The sequence below is a fragment of the Streptomyces sp. NPDC051136 genome, assembly GCF_044455745.1.
Taxonomy (GTDB): domain Bacteria; phylum Actinomycetota; class Actinomycetes; order Streptomycetales; family Streptomycetaceae; genus Streptomyces.
In genome coordinates this window covers 333890-348631 of record NZ_JBITFE010000005.1, presented here as the reverse complement: position 1 = coordinate 348631, position 14742 = coordinate 333890, and the positions used below count along the sequence as shown (strand labels likewise).

General features: G+C 70.3%; 11 protein-coding genes and 1 tRNA gene. 6 read left to right on the top strand and 6 right to left on the bottom strand.

The window, feature by feature from the left end; translation table 11 throughout:
- Genes ACIBCJ_RS16825 through ACIBCJ_RS16815 form a run of 3 tightly spaced genes read left to right on the top strand, consistent with a single transcriptional unit; the run spans window position 1 to window position 3460 of the window.
- Window positions 1-1827: a branched-chain amino acid ABC transporter permease gene (locus ACIBCJ_RS16825; protein ID WP_365980197.1), complete on the top strand. Its 1827-nt coding sequence runs from the start codon at window positions 1-3 to the stop codon at window positions 1825-1827.
- A gap of 5 nt (window positions 1828-1832) precedes the next feature.
- On the top strand, window positions 1833-2747 hold the full coding sequence (locus ACIBCJ_RS16820) for an ABC transporter ATP-binding protein (RefSeq protein ID WP_362102315.1): 915 nt from the start codon (window positions 1833-1835) through the stop codon (window positions 2745-2747).
- Window positions 2744-3460, top strand: a complete 717-nt coding sequence (locus ACIBCJ_RS16815) for an ABC transporter ATP-binding protein (protein WP_362506852.1) — start codon at window positions 2744-2746, stop codon at window positions 3458-3460. The genes ACIBCJ_RS16820 and ACIBCJ_RS16815 overlap by 4 nt, the downstream gene beginning before the upstream one ends.
- Window positions 3461-3545: 85 nt before the next feature.
- Here the strand turns inward: ACIBCJ_RS16815 and ACIBCJ_RS16810 are convergent, their stop codons facing one another.
- Complete coding sequence (locus ACIBCJ_RS16810; protein ID WP_133888483.1) at window positions 3546-4202, bottom strand: ANTAR domain-containing response regulator; 657 nt, start codon at window positions 4200-4202, stop codon at window positions 3546-3548.
- A gap of 98 nt (window positions 4203-4300) precedes the next feature.
- On the opposite strand from ACIBCJ_RS16810, the gene ACIBCJ_RS16805 reads away from it, so the two are divergent.
- Together ACIBCJ_RS16805 and ACIBCJ_RS16800 are read left to right on the top strand one after the other, a co-directional pair.
- Window positions 4301-4384: transfer RNA gene (locus ACIBCJ_RS16805), tRNA-Leu, on the top strand.
- An 86-nt stretch (window positions 4385-4470) separates the two neighbouring features.
- A complete protein-coding gene (locus ACIBCJ_RS16800; RefSeq protein WP_399282644.1) occupies window positions 4471-5250 on the top strand; it encodes a helix-turn-helix domain-containing protein in 780 nt (259 codons plus the stop codon).
- Here ACIBCJ_RS16800 and pyk read toward each other — a convergent pair whose 3' ends face one another.
- Complete coding sequence (gene pyk, locus ACIBCJ_RS16795) at window positions 5251-6687, bottom strand: pyruvate kinase (protein ID WP_362102310.1); 1437 nt, start codon at window positions 6685-6687, stop codon at window positions 5251-5253.
- A gap of 242 nt (window positions 6688-6929) precedes the next feature.
- Here pyk and ACIBCJ_RS16790 point away from each other — a divergent pair, with 242 nt between their 5' ends.
- On the top strand, window positions 6930-8738 hold the full coding sequence (locus ACIBCJ_RS16790) for a 5'-nucleotidase C-terminal domain-containing protein (RefSeq protein ID WP_365980195.1): 1809 nt from the start codon (window positions 6930-6932) through the stop codon (window positions 8736-8738).
- A 22-nt stretch (window positions 8739-8760) separates the two neighbouring features.
- Here the strand turns inward: ACIBCJ_RS16790 and ACIBCJ_RS16785 are convergent, their stop codons facing one another.
- From ACIBCJ_RS16785 to ACIBCJ_RS16770, 4 genes are all read right to left on the bottom strand, one after another.
- A complete protein-coding gene (locus tag ACIBCJ_RS16785; RefSeq protein ID WP_362102304.1) occupies window positions 8761-10173 on the bottom strand; it encodes a SidA/IucD/PvdA family monooxygenase in 1413 nt (470 codons plus the stop codon).
- Complete coding sequence (locus tag ACIBCJ_RS16780) at window positions 10170-11528, bottom strand: aminotransferase class V-fold PLP-dependent enzyme (RefSeq protein WP_365980194.1); 1359 nt, start codon at window positions 11526-11528, stop codon at window positions 10170-10172. The genes ACIBCJ_RS16785 and ACIBCJ_RS16780 overlap by 4 nt, the downstream gene beginning before the upstream one ends.
- A 163-nt stretch (window positions 11529-11691) precedes the next feature.
- Window positions 11692-14190, bottom strand: coding sequence for an aminopeptidase N (pepN, locus tag ACIBCJ_RS16775; protein WP_365980193.1), 2499 nt, complete (start codon window positions 14188-14190; stop codon window positions 11692-11694).
- 186 nt (window positions 14191-14376) lie between these two features.
- Complete coding sequence (locus tag ACIBCJ_RS16770; protein WP_365980192.1) at window positions 14377-14727, bottom strand: chorismate mutase; 351 nt, start codon at window positions 14725-14727, stop codon at window positions 14377-14379.
- Between the last annotated feature and the right edge of the window lie 15 nt (window positions 14728-14742).

The following is a 14742-nucleotide window of genomic DNA, read 5'->3' as shown; positions in this document are numbered from 1 at the left end:
ATGACCACACAGACCACCGCACCGAAGAACACCGGTGCCCCCGCCCCCGGCGACACCCCCGGCCTCATCGGCATACCCGCACGCATCGGCCGTGCCCTCGCCACCGGCGGCGGCGTCCTCACCGTCGTCTCCACCTTCCTCGCCTGGACCTGGACCGCCGAGTTCCCCGGCGACCTCACCGTCTACGGCTACCCCGGCGGCCTCCAAGTGCTGGTCCTGGTGGCCGGAGCCCTGACCACCCTCATCGGCCTCGCCTCGTACGACGTCAAGGGGCTGCGCTGGCTCGCACCGGCCGGCGCCGACGCCGCCCTCAGGTTCGCCGCGCTCGCCGCCTTCACCACCACCTGGTACACGGTCATCGCGATCAGCGCCCAACTCGGCGGCGTCGTCAACCTGGAACCCGGTGGTTACCTCGCGGCCGCCGTCACCCTGGCAGCCCTGATCGGCTCCCTCGCCCTGCCCGTCGAGCGACCCGAACCCGACCCCTTCGACCCGGACGACACCGGCTGGGAACGGTTCAAACACACCAGCTCCCACAACTGGCAGACCGTCAAGGCCGCCTTCGCCTCCGGCAGCCCGCGCCCCGTGCGCGCCCTGCCCTCCTCCATCGAGATCCTGATCATCGTCGCCGTCCTCGCCGTCGGCCTCTTCGTCTTCACCTACGGCATCGGCACCGAGTACGACGAACTCTTCGTCGGCTTCCTCATCACCGCCGGCTTCGGCTTCGCCGCCCTCAACAAGTCCGGCCTCATCGCCCAGGCCTCGCAGATCACCGCACGCCACCAGAACATCACCGTCTGCGGCGCCTTCGTCGCCGCGGCCTGCTTCCCCTTCACCCAGTCCGACGACCAGTACGCCACCATCGGCGTGTACATCCTCATCTTCGCCACGGTCGCCCTCGGCCTGAACATCGTCGTCGGCCTCGCAGGCCTGCTCGACCTCGGCTACGTCGCCTTCCTCGGCGTCGGCGCCTACGCCGCCTCCATGGTGTCCGGCTCCCCCAGCTCCCCGTTCGACCTGCACCTCCCCTTCTGGGCCGCCGTACTCGTCGGCGCCGCCGCGTCACTCGTCTTCGGCGTCCTCATCGGCGCACCCACCCTGCGACTGCGCGGCGACTACCTCGCCATCGTCACGCTCGGCTTCGGTGAGATCTTCCGGATCACCGCCAACAACCTCGACGGCACCTCGGGCCCGGACGTCACCAACGGGTCCAACGGCATCTCGTCCATCCCCGACCTCAAGATCCTCGGCTTCGACCTCGGGACCCAGCACGACGTCGGCAGCTTCACCATCGGCCGCTTCGCCAACTACTTCTTCCTGATGCTCATCATCACGGCCGTCGTCGTCCTCGTCTTCCGACGCAGCGGCGACTCCCGCATCGGCCGCGCCTGGGTCGCCATCCGCGAGGACGAGACCGCCGCACTCGCCATGGGCATCAACGGCTTCCGGGTCAAGCTCATCGCCTTCGCCGTCGGCGCCTCGCTCGCCGGACTCGCCGGCACCGTCCAGGCACACGTCACCTACACCGTGACCCCCGAGCAGTACCTCTTCGCCGGCACCACCCCGCCCAACTCCGCCTTCCTGCTCGCCGCGGTCGTGCTCGGCGGCATGGGCACCATCGCCGGCCCGCTCATCGGCGCCTCCCTGCTCTTCCTCATCCCCAACAAGCTCCAGTTCCTCGACGACTACCAGCTCTTCGCCTTCGGACTCGCACTCGTCCTGCTGATGCGCTTCCGCCCCGAAGGACTCATCGCCAACCGGCGCCGCAAGCTGGAATTCCACGAAGAGGCCGAAGCGCCCACAGTCCTGAGCAAGACAGGGGCCTGACCACCATGACCACCGACACCACCACCAAGGACACCGCACCGGGCACCCCCGCCCCCGGCACCCCCATCCTCGACGCACGCGGCGTCACCATGCGCTTCGGCGGCCTCACCGCCGTCAACAACGTCGACCTCACCGTCAACAGCGGCGAGATCGTCGGCCTCATCGGCCCCAACGGCGCCGGCAAGACCACCTTCTTCAACTGCCTCACCGGCCTCTACATCCCCACCGAGGGCGAAGTCCGTTACAAGGACCGGGTCCTGCCCGCCAAATCCTTCAAGGTCACCGCCGCCGGCATCGCCCGCACCTTCCAGAACATCCGCCTCTTCTCCAACATGACCGTCCTCGAGAACGTCCTCGTGGGCCGCCACACGCGCACCAAGGAAGGCTTCTGGTCGGCCGTCCTGCGCGGCCCCGGCTTCCACCGGGCGGAGAAGGCGTCCCGGGAACGCGCCCTGGAACTCCTGGAGTTCGTCGGACTCGCCGCCAAGGCCGACCACCTCGCCCGCAACCTGCCCTACGGCGAACAGCGCAAGCTGGAGATCGCCCGCGCACTGGCAAGCGAGCCGGGACTGCTGCTCCTCGACGAGCCGACGGCCGGCATGAACCCCCAGGAGACGCGCGCCACCGAGGAACTGGTCTTCGCCATCCGCGACCAGGGCATCGCCGTCCTCGTCATCGAGCACGACATGCGCTTCATCTTCAACCTCTGCGACCGCGTCGCCGTCCTCGTCCAGGGCGAGAAACTCGTCGAGGGCGACAGCGCCACCGTGCAGGGCGACGAACGCGTCGTCGCCGCCTACCTCGGCGAACCCCTCGCCGACGACCCCGGCGCCGCCGAAGCCGCCGAGGTGGAGGCCGCGGAAGCCGCCCAGGCCGCCACCACCAAGGACACCGCGGCCCGCAAGGAGAACGACCGATGACCGCACTCCTCGAGGTCGAGGACCTCCGCGTCGCCTACGGCAAGATCGAAGCCGTCAAAGGCATCTCCTTCAAGGTCGACGCCGGCGAGGTCGTCACCCTCATCGGCACCAACGGCGCAGGCAAGACCACCACCCTGCGCACCCTCTCCGGCCTCCTCAAGCCGGTCGGCGGCCAGATCAAGTTCGGCGGCAAGTCGCTCAAGAAGGTCCCCGCCCACCAGATCGTCTCGCTGGGGCTCGCCCACTCACCCGAGGGCCGGCACATCTTCCCCCGCATGACCATCGAGGACAATCTCCGCCTCGGCGCCTTCCTGCGCAGCGACAGAGCCGGCATCGACCGGGACATCCAGCGCGCCTACGACCTCTTCCCCATCCTCGGAGAACGCCGCAAGCAAGCCGCGGGCACCCTCTCCGGCGGCGAGCAGCAGATGCTCGCCATGGGCCGCGCCATGATGTCCCAGCCCAAACTGCTCATGCTCGACGAACCCTCCATGGGCCTCTCGCCGATCATGATGCAGAAGATCATGGCGACCATCGCCGAACTGAAGTCCCAGGGCACCACCATCCTGCTCGTCGAGCAGAACGCCCAGGCCGCCCTGTCCCTGGCCGACCACGGCCACGTCATGGAGGTCGGCAACATCGTCCTGTCCGGCAGCGGCCGGGACCTGCTCCACGACGAATCGGTCCGCAAGGCCTACCTCGGCGAGGACTGACACCCCCGCCCACCGCACGGCACGAGTGAGGCCCGCGCCCCCCACCGGGACCGCGGGCCTCACTCGCAACTCCCACGTCGTGGGATCAGCCCTTGGACGCCTTCTTCTCCTCGGCGTCCTGGATGACCGCCTCGGCCACCTGCTGCATCGACATCCGCCGGTCCATCGACGTCTTCTGGATCCACCGGAAGGCGGCAGGCTCGGTCAGGCCGTACTCCGTCTGCAGCACCGACTTCGCACGGTCCACCAGCTTGCGGGTCTCCAGACGCAGGCTGAGGTCGGCGACCTCCTTCTCCAGCGCCTTCAGCTCCGTGAACCGGGACACGGCCATCTCGATCGCCGGCACGACGTCGCTCTTGCTGAACGGCTTCACCAGGTACGCCATGGCCCCCGCGTCCCGGGCCCGCTCCACCAGGTCGCGCTGCGAGAAGGCGGTCAGCATCAGCACCGGCGCGATGCTCTCCTCGGCGATCTTCTCGGCCGCGGAGATGCCGTCCAGCTTGGGCATCTTCACGTCGAGGATCACCAGGTCGGGCCGGTGCTCCCGGGCCAGCTCGACGGCCTGCTCACCGTCACCGGCCTCACCGACGACGGAGTACCCCTCCTCCTCCAGCATCTCTTTGAGATCCAGCCGGATGAGCGCCTCGTCCTCGGCGATGACGACACGGGTCGTCAGCGGAGGCACGTGCGACTGGTCGTCGTCGGTCACGTCGGCGGGCTGGGGCGACTCGGGGGCGGTCACGTGGGCGCTCCTTGTTCCGGGGCAGGCGGTACTGCTTCTGAGAGCCTACCTAGCTGCGGCTGACTGCGGTGAACCGGTACACTCCTCAAGGCTGACCGGCCGGGTTGGCGGAACTGGCATACGCGGATGTCTCAAACACATCTGTTCGAAAGGACATACGGGTTCGAGTCCCGTACCCGGCACGGACACCGAAAAGCGGAAGATCACCTTCGCGTGATCTTCCGCTTTTCCATACCCTGGGTGACCGCGTTTGACTCAATGTGTTCCCATGGAACAACACAGCCCATCGATTCGCGCACACGCAGTCGCGCTCATGAACCAGGGCATTCCCAATCGCGTGGTGGCCGCGCAGCTCAATGTCCCGCGCGGAACCGTCAGCTGGTGGCGCAGCGAGGATCGCAAAGCGCGCGGAGAGTCCTACCGCCAACCAACCGATTGCCCCCGGTGCACAGGTCGCCAGTTCGACGAGGTGTCGTACGCCTACCTGCTGGGTTTGTACCTCGGCGACGGCCACATCGTCTCGAAGCCAAGCCAACATCACCTGTCGATCTTCTGCGATGCCACCCAGACCGGTCTGATCGAAGCGGCGGCCGACGCCATGCGGAAGGTCATGCCCCTACCCAGCGTTCGTCCGCGCCGTAAGACGGGTTGTGTGGAGGTCAAGTCATACACGAAGCACTGGTGCTGCATGTTCCCCCAACACGGCCCCGGCAAGAAGCACGAACGCAAGATCGCCCTCGAGGCGTGGCAACAGGAGATCGTTGAGGCTCACCCTTGGGAGTTCATCCGGGGACTCATCCACTCGGACGGCTGCCGCGTCACCAACTGGACCGCGAAGACCGTCGGGGGCGCGCTCAAGCGGTACGAGTACACGCGCTACTTCTTCAGCAACAAGTCGGACGACATTCGCGGGCTTTTCACCAGCGCCCTCGACATGGTCGGTGTCGAGTGGACGACCCTGGCACGCGGGAGCGACCCCTTCAACATCTCCGTAGCCCGAAAGGCCTCCGTAGCCCTCATGGACGCCCACGTGGGCCCCAAGTACTGATCACTTGGGACTGTCGTCCTCCCCGATGTGGTGGACCCGGACCAGGTTCGTGGTGCCGGAGATTCCCGGGGGCGAGCCGGCCGTGATGACGACGACGTCGCCCTTCTCGCAGCGTCCGTAGCGGGTGAGCAGGTCGTCCACCTGGTCGACCATCGCGTCGGTGGAGTCCACGTGCGGGCCGATGAAGGTCTCCACGCCCCAGGTCAGGCTGAGCTGGGAGCGGGTCGCCGGTTCCGGGGTGAAGGCGAGCAGCGGGATGGGCGAGCGGTAGCGGGAGAGGCGGCGGACGGTGTCGCCGGACTGGGTGAAGGCGACCAGGAACTTGGCGCCGAGGAAGTCGCCCATCTCGGCGGCGGCGCGGGCGACGGCGCCGCCCTGGGTGCGGGGCTTGTTGCGTTCGGTGAGCGGGGGCAGGCCCTTGGCGAGGATGTCCTCCTCCGCCGCTTCGACGATGCGGGCCATGGTGCGCACGGTGTCGGTCGCGTGCTTGCCGACGCTGGTCTCGCCGGAGAGCATCACGGCGTCGGTGCCGTCGATGATCGCGTTGGCGACGTCGGAGGCTTCCGCGCGGGTCGGGCGGGCGTTGTCGATCATGGAGTCGAGCATCTGGGTGGCGACGATGACCGGTTTGGCGTTGCGCTTGGCGAGCTTGACGGCGCGCTTCTGGACGATCGGCACCTGTTCGAGGGGCATTTCGACGCCGAGGTCGCCGCGGGCGACCATGATGCCGTCGAAGGCGGCGACGATGTCCTCGATGTTCTCGACGGCCTGCGGTTTCTCGATCTTGGCGATGACGGGGAGGCGGCGGCCTTCCTCGTCCATGATGCGGTGGACGTCGAGGATGTCGCGTCCGCTGCGGACGAAGGAGAGGGCGACGACGTCGAAGCCGGCCCGCAGCGCCCAGCGCAGGTCGTCCTCGTCCTTCTTCGAGAGGGCGGGCACGGACACGGCGACGCCGGGGAGGTTGAGGCCCTTGTGGTCGGAGACGATGCCGCCTTCGACGACCTCGGTGCGCACGTGGGGTCCGTCGACGCCGGTGACCTCCAGGCAGACCTTGCCGTCGTCGACGAGGACGCGTTCGCCGGGGGTGACGTCGTCGGCGAGGCCGGCGTAGGTGGTGCCGCAGGTGTGGCGGTCGCCTTCGGTGCCTTCCTCGACGGTGATGGTGAAGGTGTCGCCGCGTTCAAGGAGTACGGGTCCTTCTGCGAAGCGGCCGAGGCGGATCTTCGGGCCCTGAAGGTCGGCGAGGGTGCCGACGCTGCGGCCGGTCTCGTCGGACGCCTTGCGGACCCGGCGGTAGCGCTCCTCGTGCTCGGCGTGGGTGCCGTGGCTGAAATTGAAGCGGGCGATGTCCATGCCGGCGTCGACCAGGTCCTTGATCTGGTCGTACGAGTCGGTGGCGGGACCAAGAGTGCAGACGATCTTTGCTCGGCGCATGGGTCGAGCCTATGACTTACTGCCGGGTAGCGAATTGGCCACGCATGACCACTCAACGACCTTTCGGTAAAGGGGTATTGACAAGTGTTGAATTGTGCACCCGGTCGCTCCGATGAGCGTTCTTGGGCCGGTCGGGGGAATTTCGCGTGGGCTGCCACCCCTTGACACGCGGCATGTTCAGGACAGAATCTACGCGCGTTGCCACTGTCTGCACCGCACCGGTCCACCGAGGAGAGTCAGTCATGCCGTTGAACCGCCGCACGTTCCTGAGCAGGTCCGCCGTGACGGGGGCGGGGGTCGCCCTGACCGGCGCGGCGGCGGCTCCGGCGGCCGAGGCGGCGGTCCCCGCGCACCGGGGCCGCCGCAAGCCGAAGCGTTACGCGCTGACCGTGCTCGGCACCACCGACCTGCACGGGCACGTCTTCAACTGGGACTACTTCAAGGACGCCGAGTACACCGACGCGGCGGGCAACGCCCAGGGGCTCGGCCGGATCTCCACGCTGGTGAACCAGGTGCGCGAGGAGAAGGGCCGCCACAACACGCTGCTGGTGGACGCGGGCGACACCATCCAGGGCACCCCGCTGACGTACTACTACGCGAAGGTGGACCCGATCACCGCCAAGGGCGGTCCGGTGCACCCGATGGCGCAGGCGATGAACGCGATCGGCTACGACGCTGTGGCGCTCGGGAACCACGAGTTCAACTACGGCATCGAGACGCTGCGCAAGTTCGAGGAGCAGTGCGATTTCCCGTTGCTCGGTGCGAACGCGGTGGACGCGAAGACGCTGAAGCCGGCTTTCCCGCCGTATTTCATGAAGACGTTCCGGGTGAAGGGCGCGCCGCCGGTGAAGGTGGCGGTGCTGGGGCTGACGAACCCGGGTATCGCGATCTGGGACAAGGCGTACGTGCAGGGGAAGCTGGCGTTCCCGGGGCTCGAGGAGCAGGCGGCCAAGTGGGTGCCGAAGCTGCGTTCGATGGGTGCGGACGTGGTGGTCGTGTCGGCGCACTCCGGTTCGTCGGGCACGTCCTCGTACGGTGACCAGGTGCCGTACGTGGAGAACGCGGCGGCGAACGTGGCGCGGCTGGTGCCGGGGATCGACGCGATCCTGGTGGGGCACGCGCACGAGGAGATCGCCGAGCTGAGGGTCGTCAACGAGGAGACGGGGCGGACGGTCGTGCTGTCGGAGCCGCTGTGCTTCGCCGAGCGGCTCACCCTGTTCGACTTCGAGCTGGTCTTCGAGCGGGGTCGCTGGCAGGTCGAGTCGGTGAGGGCGTCGCTGCGCAACTCCAACGCGGTCGCGGACGACCCGAGGATCACGCGGCTGCTGAAGGACGAGCACGCGAAGGTGGTGGCGTACGTCAACCAGGTCGTGGGCACGGCCACCGAGACGCTGACGACGGTCGAGGCCCGGTACAAGGACGCCCCGATCATCGACCTGATCACGAAGGTGCAGGAGGACGTGGTCAAGGAGGCGCTGGCGGGCACGGAGTACGCCTCGCTGCCGGTGCTCGCGCAGGCGTCGCCGTTCTCGCGGACCTCGCAGATCCCGGCCGGCGAGGTGACGATCCGGGACCTGTCGAGCCTGTACGTGTACGACAACACGCTGGTGGCGAAGTTGCTGACCGGTGCGCAGCTGCGGGCGTACCTGGAGTATCCGGCCGAGTACTACGTGCGGACGGCGGCCGGGGCACCGGTGGACGTGGACAAGCTGACGAACGCCAACGGCCGTCCGGACTACAACTACGACTACGTGTCGGGGCTGGCGTACGAGATCGACGTCGCGCAGGCGGCCGGTTCGCGGATCCGCAACGTCACGTTCGGCGGTGCTCCGCTGGACGACGCCGCGCAGTTCGTGCTGGCGGTGAACAACTACCGGGCCAATGGTGGCGGTGCCTTCCCGCACGTGGCGTCGGCCAAGGAGCTGTGGTCGGAGTCGACGGAGATCCGTACGCGGATCGCGGAGTGGGTGACGGCGAAGGGTGTGCTGGACCCGAAGGACTTCGCGTCCGTGGACTGGTCGCTGACGCGTGACGGGGTGCCCGTGTTCTGATCCGTGCCACGGGAGGCCGGCCTCAGATTCCGTCCGCCAGGGGTGTCAGTGCCCGGTGGTGGCGTGCGGACGGGATCTGGGGCCGGCCGTTTTCCAGGCCGAAGGTGGTGAAGGCGGTGCGGCGGGGCAGCGGGTAGGGCTCCTGTCCGGTGAGGTCGTTGAGGATGGTGGCGCTGCGCCAGGCGGCGAGGCCGAGGTCGGGGGTGCCGACGCCGTGGGTGTGGGTCTCGGCGTTCTGGACGTAGACGGTGCCGGTGACGGAGGGGTCGAGGACGAGGCGGTGGCGGTCGTCGACGCGGGGGCGTTCGCTGCTGTCGCGCCGCATGTAGGGGTCGAGGCCGGCGAGGATGCGGCCGAGGGGGCGTTCGCGGTGGCCGGTGGCGAGGACGACGGCGTCGGTGGTGAGGCGGGAGCGGGTCTTCTGCTGGTCGTGTTCGAGGTGGAGTTCGACCTGGGTGGCGCCGATGCGGCCGGCGGTGCGGACGTGGACGCCGGGGGTGAGGGTGGTGTCGGGCCAGCCGCCGTCGAGGGTGCGGCGGTAGAGCTCGTCGTGGATGGCGGCGGTGGTGTCGGCGTCGATGCCTTTGTGCAGTTGCCACTGGGCGGCGACGAGGCGGTCGCGGACCGGTTCGGCCAGGCCGTGGAAGTAGCGGGTGTAGTCGGGGGTGAAGTGCTCCAGGCCGAGTTTGGAGTACTCCATGGGGGCGAGGGCTTCGGTGCGGCCGAGCCAGTGCAGTCGTTCGCGGCCCGCGGGGCGGTGGCGGAGCAGGTCGAGGAAGACCTCGGCGCCGGACTGTCCGGTGCCGATGACGGTGACGTGTCCGGCGCTGCGCAGGGTGTCGCGGTGGCGCAGGTAGTCGGTGGCGTGCACGACGGGGACGGCGGGGTCCTCGACGAGGGGCCTGAGCGGGTCGGGGACGTGGGGTTCGGTGCCGACGCCGAGGACGACGTTGCGGGTGTGGGTGCGGCCGAGGGCTTCCGCCTCCCCGGCGGCGTCGAGCTGGGTGTAGTCGACTTCGAAGAGGCCGCGTTCGGGGTTCCAGCGGACGGCGTCGACCTGGTGGTGGAAACGGAGGGCGGGCAGGTTCTCGGCGACCCAGCGGCAGTAGGCGTCGTACTCGGCGCGTTCGATGTGGAAGCGTTCGGCGAAGTAGAAGGGGAAGAGGCGTTCTCTGGCCTTGAGGTGGTTGAGGAAGGTCCAGGGGCTGGCCGGGTCGACGAGGGTGACGAGGTCGGCGAGGAAGGGCACCTGGACGCGGGCGCCGTCGATGAGCAGGCCGGGGTGCCAGCGGAAGTCGGGGCGCTGTTCGTAGAAGACGGCGTCGAGGCCGGGCAGGGGGTCGGCGAGGGCCGCGAGGGAGAGGTTGAAGGGGCCGATGCCGATGCCGACGAGGTCGCGGGGGGCGTCGGGGGCGGGGTGCGGGGTGGGGCTCATCGGGGGGTGTGTCCTTCCACCAGGGTCAGGAGTGCGGTGAGGTCGTCCGGTCGGGTGTGGGGGTTGAGGAGGGTGGCCTTGAGCCAGAGGCGGCCGTCGGCGCGGGCGCGGCCGAGGACGGCGCGGCCGGTGGTGAGCAGGGCGCGGCGTACGGCGGCGACGGCTTCGTCGGTGGCGTCGGCGGGCCGGAAGAGGACCGTGCTGATGGTGGGCGGCGCGTGCAGCCGGAACCCCGGGTGGGTGTCGACGAGCCGGGCGAAGTCCTGGGCGAGGGTGCAGACCTGGTCGACGAGGGCGCCCAGGCCGGTGCGGCCGAGGGTTTTGAGGGTGACGGCGGCTTTGAGGATGTCGGGGCGGCGGCTGGTGCGCGGGGAGCGGTGGAGGAGGTCGGGCAGGCCGGCGTCGGTGTCGTCGTCGGCGTTGAGGTAGGGGGCGCGGTGGTGGAGGGCGGCGAGGTCGTCCTGGTCGGTGACGGTGAGGAGTCCGGCGGGGATGGGTTGCCAGCCGAGTTTGTGCAGGTCCAGGGCGACGGTGTCGGCGGTTTCCAGTCCCGTGAGCCGTGCGCGGTGCCGGTCGCTGAAGAGGAGGCCGCCGCCGTAGGAGGCGTCGATGTGGAGGCGGGCGGCGTGGGCGGCGCAGCGGCCGGCGATGTCGGGCAGCGGGTCGATGAGCCCGGCGTCGGTGGTGCCGGCGGTGGCGGCGACGAGGTGCGGGCCGGGGACGCGGGTGAGCGCCTCGTCGAGGGCGGCGGGGTCGAGGGTGCCGGCGGGGGCGGGGACGGCGACGGGGTCGGGCAGGCCGAGGAGCCGGGCGGCGCGGGGCAGGGAGTGGTGGGCGTTCTCGCCGTGGACCAGTCGCAGGCCGGCGCCGTGTCTCTCGCGGGCGAGCAGGACGGCGAGCTGGTTGGACTCGGTGCCGCCGGTGGTGACGAGGGCGTCGGCGGCGCCGGTTTCCCGGGCGAGGGCGCGGGTGACGAGGGTTTCCAGTGCGGTGGCGGCGGGTGCCTGGTCCCAGGAGTCGAGGGAGGGGTTGAGGATGCTCGCGGCGAGGTCGGCGGCGGCCGCGACCGCGAGGGGCGGGGCGTGCAGGTGGGCGGTGCACAGGGGGTGGGCGGGGTCGGCGGCGCCTTCGGCGAGGGCGGTGACCAGGACGCGGAGCGCGTCGGGGTCGCCGCGGTCGGGCAGGATGTCGCCGGCCGCGTCGGCCATCCGGGCGGCGACGGCGTCGGGGCCGCCCGCGGGCAGCGGTCCGCCGCGTGCGGTGGTGCCGGTGCGCAGGGCGTCGAGCACGGTGTCAATCAGGGGCCGCAGGGCGTCGGTGCCGTGCGGGCCCGAGGCGAGGGGCGGTATGCCCATGAGCCGTCCTTGGGGCACGGGGACTGGGGTTCCAGCTTGTACGCCGGGGTGGGTGTTCGCCCGGACAGCTCAGTGAGCGCAACCCGAAAGGGGGATCCCGGTGGGCTTTCCGTGCCGGGCGGCGGCCGGTCCCCCGTGCCCCGGGGACCGGCCGGGGCCGGGGTCAGTCCGCGTGCGCCTCCCGTACCCGCAGTGCGCGGGCGAGGTCGTCGAGCTGGTCGGTGAGTTTGCGGCGCAGGGCGGGGAGGGGGTCGGCGCCGGCGAGGCACTCCCGGCCGAGGCGGAGGGTGTCGGCGTCGACGGCGTGCGCGGGGAAGGCCCAGCGTCCTGCGGCCTCGGCGATGGCGGGGCCGCGGCGGGCGGCGAGGGCGACGGCCTCGGTGTAGTAGCGCGGGACGTAGCCGGCCACGAGGTCGGCCTGTTCGGGCTGCCAGAAACCCTGGGCGGTGGCGGTGAACAGGTAGTTGGAGAGGTCGTCGGTGGTGAACATGGCCTCCCAGGCGCGGGCCTTGGCCTCGGCGTCGGGCAGGGCCGCGCGGCAGCGGGCGGCGCCTTCCTGGCCGGTGGCGCTCGGGTCGTCGTCCAGTTCGGCGGCGATGGCGGCCTCGTCGGTGGCGCCGAGGACGGCGAGCCGGGTGAGGATGCGCCAGCGCAGTTCGGGGTCGAGTTCGGGGCCGCCGGGCACGGTGCCGTCGGCGAGCCAGGCGGCGATGGTGTCGGGGTGGGCGGCGGTGGCGATGCGGTGGCGGACGGCGATCAGGCGGAGGCCGGGGTGGTCGCCGTCCTCGGTGCGGCGCATGAGGTCGCGGCAGAGTTCGGCGAGGGTGGTCAGGGCGGCGGGCCGCTGGGCGGGGGTGACGTAGCGGTCGGCGACCTGGCCGGCGGCGAAGGCGAGGACGCCGTCGACGAGTGCGAGGTCGGTCTCGTGCGGGAGGTGGGCGCGGGCGATGCCGAGGTAGGTGGTGGCGGGGAGTTCGCCGTCGCGGACGGCGTCCCTGAGGGCGTTCCAGGCGACGGCCCGGGTGAGCGGGTCGGGCAGGCCGGAGAGGCTTTCGCTCAGGGTGCGGAAGGAGTCGGCGTCGAAGCGGATCTTGGCGTAGGAGAGGTCGCCGTCGTTGAGGACGACCAGGGCGGGGAGTTTGCCGATGGGCCGGGGTTCGGCCTGGGGGAGGTCGAGGTCGAGGCGGGTGCGCAGGGTGAGCCGGCCCTCGTCGGTGAGGTCGCGGTCGTACAGGCCGACGGCGATGCGGTGGGGCCGTTCGCCCTTGCGCGCGACGTCGAGGGCGCGGCTGCCGTTGTCGCCGGTGACGTCGGGGGTGAGGGTGTCGACGCCGGTGGTGCGCAGCCAGGCGTCGGCCCAGGCGTGGACGTCGCGGTCGGTGGCGGCGGCGAGGGAGTCGATGAAGTCGGCGAGGGAGGCGTTGGCGAACTTGTGCCGTTCGAAGTGGATGTTGATGCCGGCCAGGAAGTCCTTCTCGCCGAGCCAGGTGACGAGCTGGCGCAGGGCGGAGGCGCCCTTGGCGTAGGAGATGCCGTCGAAGTTGAGGAGGGCGGAGGCGGTGTCCTGCACGTCCTCGGGGGCGACGGGGTGGGTGGAGGGGCGTTGGTCGGCGTCGTAGCCCCAGGGTTTGCGGGTGACGCCGAAGTCGGTCCAGGTGTCGGTGAAGCGGGTGGCTTCGGCGGTGGTCTGGTAGCCCATGTACTCGGCGAAGGACTCGTTCAGCCAGATGTCGTCCCACCAGCGCAGGGTGACGAGGTCGCCGAACCACATGTGGGCCATCTCGTGGGCGATGACCATGGCGCGGGTCTGGCGCTGGGTGTCGGTGACGGCGGAGCGGAAGACGAACTCGTCGCGGAAGGTGACGAGGCCGGGGTTCTCCATGGCGCCGGCGTTGAACTCGGGGACGAACGCCTGGTCGTAGGAGTCGAAGGGGTAGGGCTCGGTGAACTTCTCGTGGTAGCGGTCGAAGCAGGAGCGGGTGACGTCGAGGAGTTCGTCGGCGTCGGCGTCGAGGTGGGGGGCGAGGGAGCGGCGGCAGTGGATGCCGAAGGGCAGGCCGCGGTGTTCGGTGCGCACGGAGTGCCAGGGGCCGGCGGCGACGGCGACGAGGTAGGTGGAGATGCGGGGGGTGGTGGCGGCCTTCCAGTGGCCGTCGCCGGTGTGTTCGGTGATGCCGTTGGCGAGGACGGTCCAGCTGTCGGGGGCGGTGACGGTGAGGTCGAAGACGGCCTTGAGGTCGGGCTGGTCGAAGGCGGCGTAGACGCGCTGGACGTCGTCGAGGAAGAGCTGGGTGTAGACGTAGGTCTCGCCGTCGGTGGGGTCGGTGAAGCGGTGCATGCCCTCGCCGGTGCGGGAGTAGCGCATGGCGGCCTCGACGCGCAGTTCGTGCTCGCCGGGGGTGAGGCCCTTCAGGGGCAGCCGGTTCTCGTCGAGGGCGGCCGGGTCGAGGGGATGTCCGTCCAGGGTGGCGGTGCGCAGTTCGGCGGGCTTGACCTCGACGAAGGTGTCCGCGGTGTCCGTGTCGCCGCGGACGGTGAACCGGATGACGGTGCGGGAGTCGAAGGTGTCGTCCCCACGGGTGAGATCGAGGTCGATCGCGTAGTGGTGGACGTCGAGGAGCCGGGAGCGGGTCTGCGCTTCGTCGCGCGTCAGTACGGACATGCACGACATGCTGCCTGATGGGGTGGGCAGGGCGCAGGGGCGGTTCGGTACGCACGGTTTGTCCGGCCCGCCGCGCCGGTCGTCGGGCCGCTGACCGGGCCGGCGACGTGCTGCCCGGACCGCGCCCCCGTGGGCGGGGGCGCGGCCGTCCCTGCCGGTCGCCGAGTCGCTCAGGCGCTCAGTCGTTCAGTCGGAGGAGGGTGCGGTGGCGGCGCCGCTGTCCTCCGCGATGCGTTCGTGGTGGTGGATCACCTCGGCGACGATGAAGTTCAGGAACTTCTCGGCGAACGCCGGGTCGAGCTTGGCGCTTTCGGCGAGGGCGCGGAGCCGGGCGATCTGCTGGGCCTCCCGGGCCGGGTCGGCGGGCGGCAGCCGGTGGCGGGCCTTGAGGTGGCCGACCCGCTGGGTGCACTTGAAGCGCTCGGCGAGCATGTGGACGACGGCCGCGTCGATGTTGTCGATGCTGTCCCGCAGCCGGGCCAGTTCCTCGCGGGCGGCGGGTTCGGCGGCACCGGTGCCGGTGTTGCTGGTGGTCATGGGCGCACACCTTAA

Excerpts from the sequence above, each read along its gene's own strand:
- ACIBCJ_RS16825 (WP_365980197.1), top strand. The coding sequence starts at position 1 with ATGACCACACAGACCACCGCACCGAAGAACACCGGTGCCCCCGCCCCC.
- ACIBCJ_RS16820 (WP_362102315.1), top strand. The coding sequence starts at position 1,833 with ATGACCACCGACACCACCACCAAGGACACCGCACCGGGCACCCCCGCC.
- ACIBCJ_RS16815 (WP_362506852.1), top strand. The coding sequence starts at position 2,744 with ATGACCGCACTCCTCGAGGTCGAGGACCTCCGCGTCGCCTACGGCAAG.
- ACIBCJ_RS16800 (WP_399282644.1), top strand. The coding sequence starts at position 4,471 with ATGGAACAACACAGCCCATCGATTCGCGCACACGCAGTCGCGCTCATG.
- pyk (WP_362102310.1), bottom strand. The coding sequence starts at position 6,687 with ATGCGCCGAGCAAAGATCGTCTGCACTCTTGGTCCCGCCACCGACTCG.
- ACIBCJ_RS16790 (WP_365980195.1), top strand. The coding sequence starts at position 6,930 with ATGCCGTTGAACCGCCGCACGTTCCTGAGCAGGTCCGCCGTGACGGGG.
- ACIBCJ_RS16785 (WP_362102304.1), bottom strand. The coding sequence starts at position 10,173 with ATGAGCCCCACCCCGCACCCCGCCCCCGACGCCCCCCGCGACCTCGTC.
- ACIBCJ_RS16780 (WP_365980194.1), bottom strand. The coding sequence starts at position 11,528 with ATGGGCATACCGCCCCTCGCCTCGGGCCCGCACGGCACCGACGCCCTG.
- pepN (WP_365980193.1), bottom strand. The coding sequence starts at position 14,190 with ATGTCCGTACTGACGCGCGACGAAGCGCAGACCCGCTCCCGGCTCCTC.
- ACIBCJ_RS16770 (WP_365980192.1), bottom strand. The coding sequence starts at position 14,727 with ATGACCACCAGCAACACCGGCACCGGTGCCGCCGAACCCGCCGCCCGC.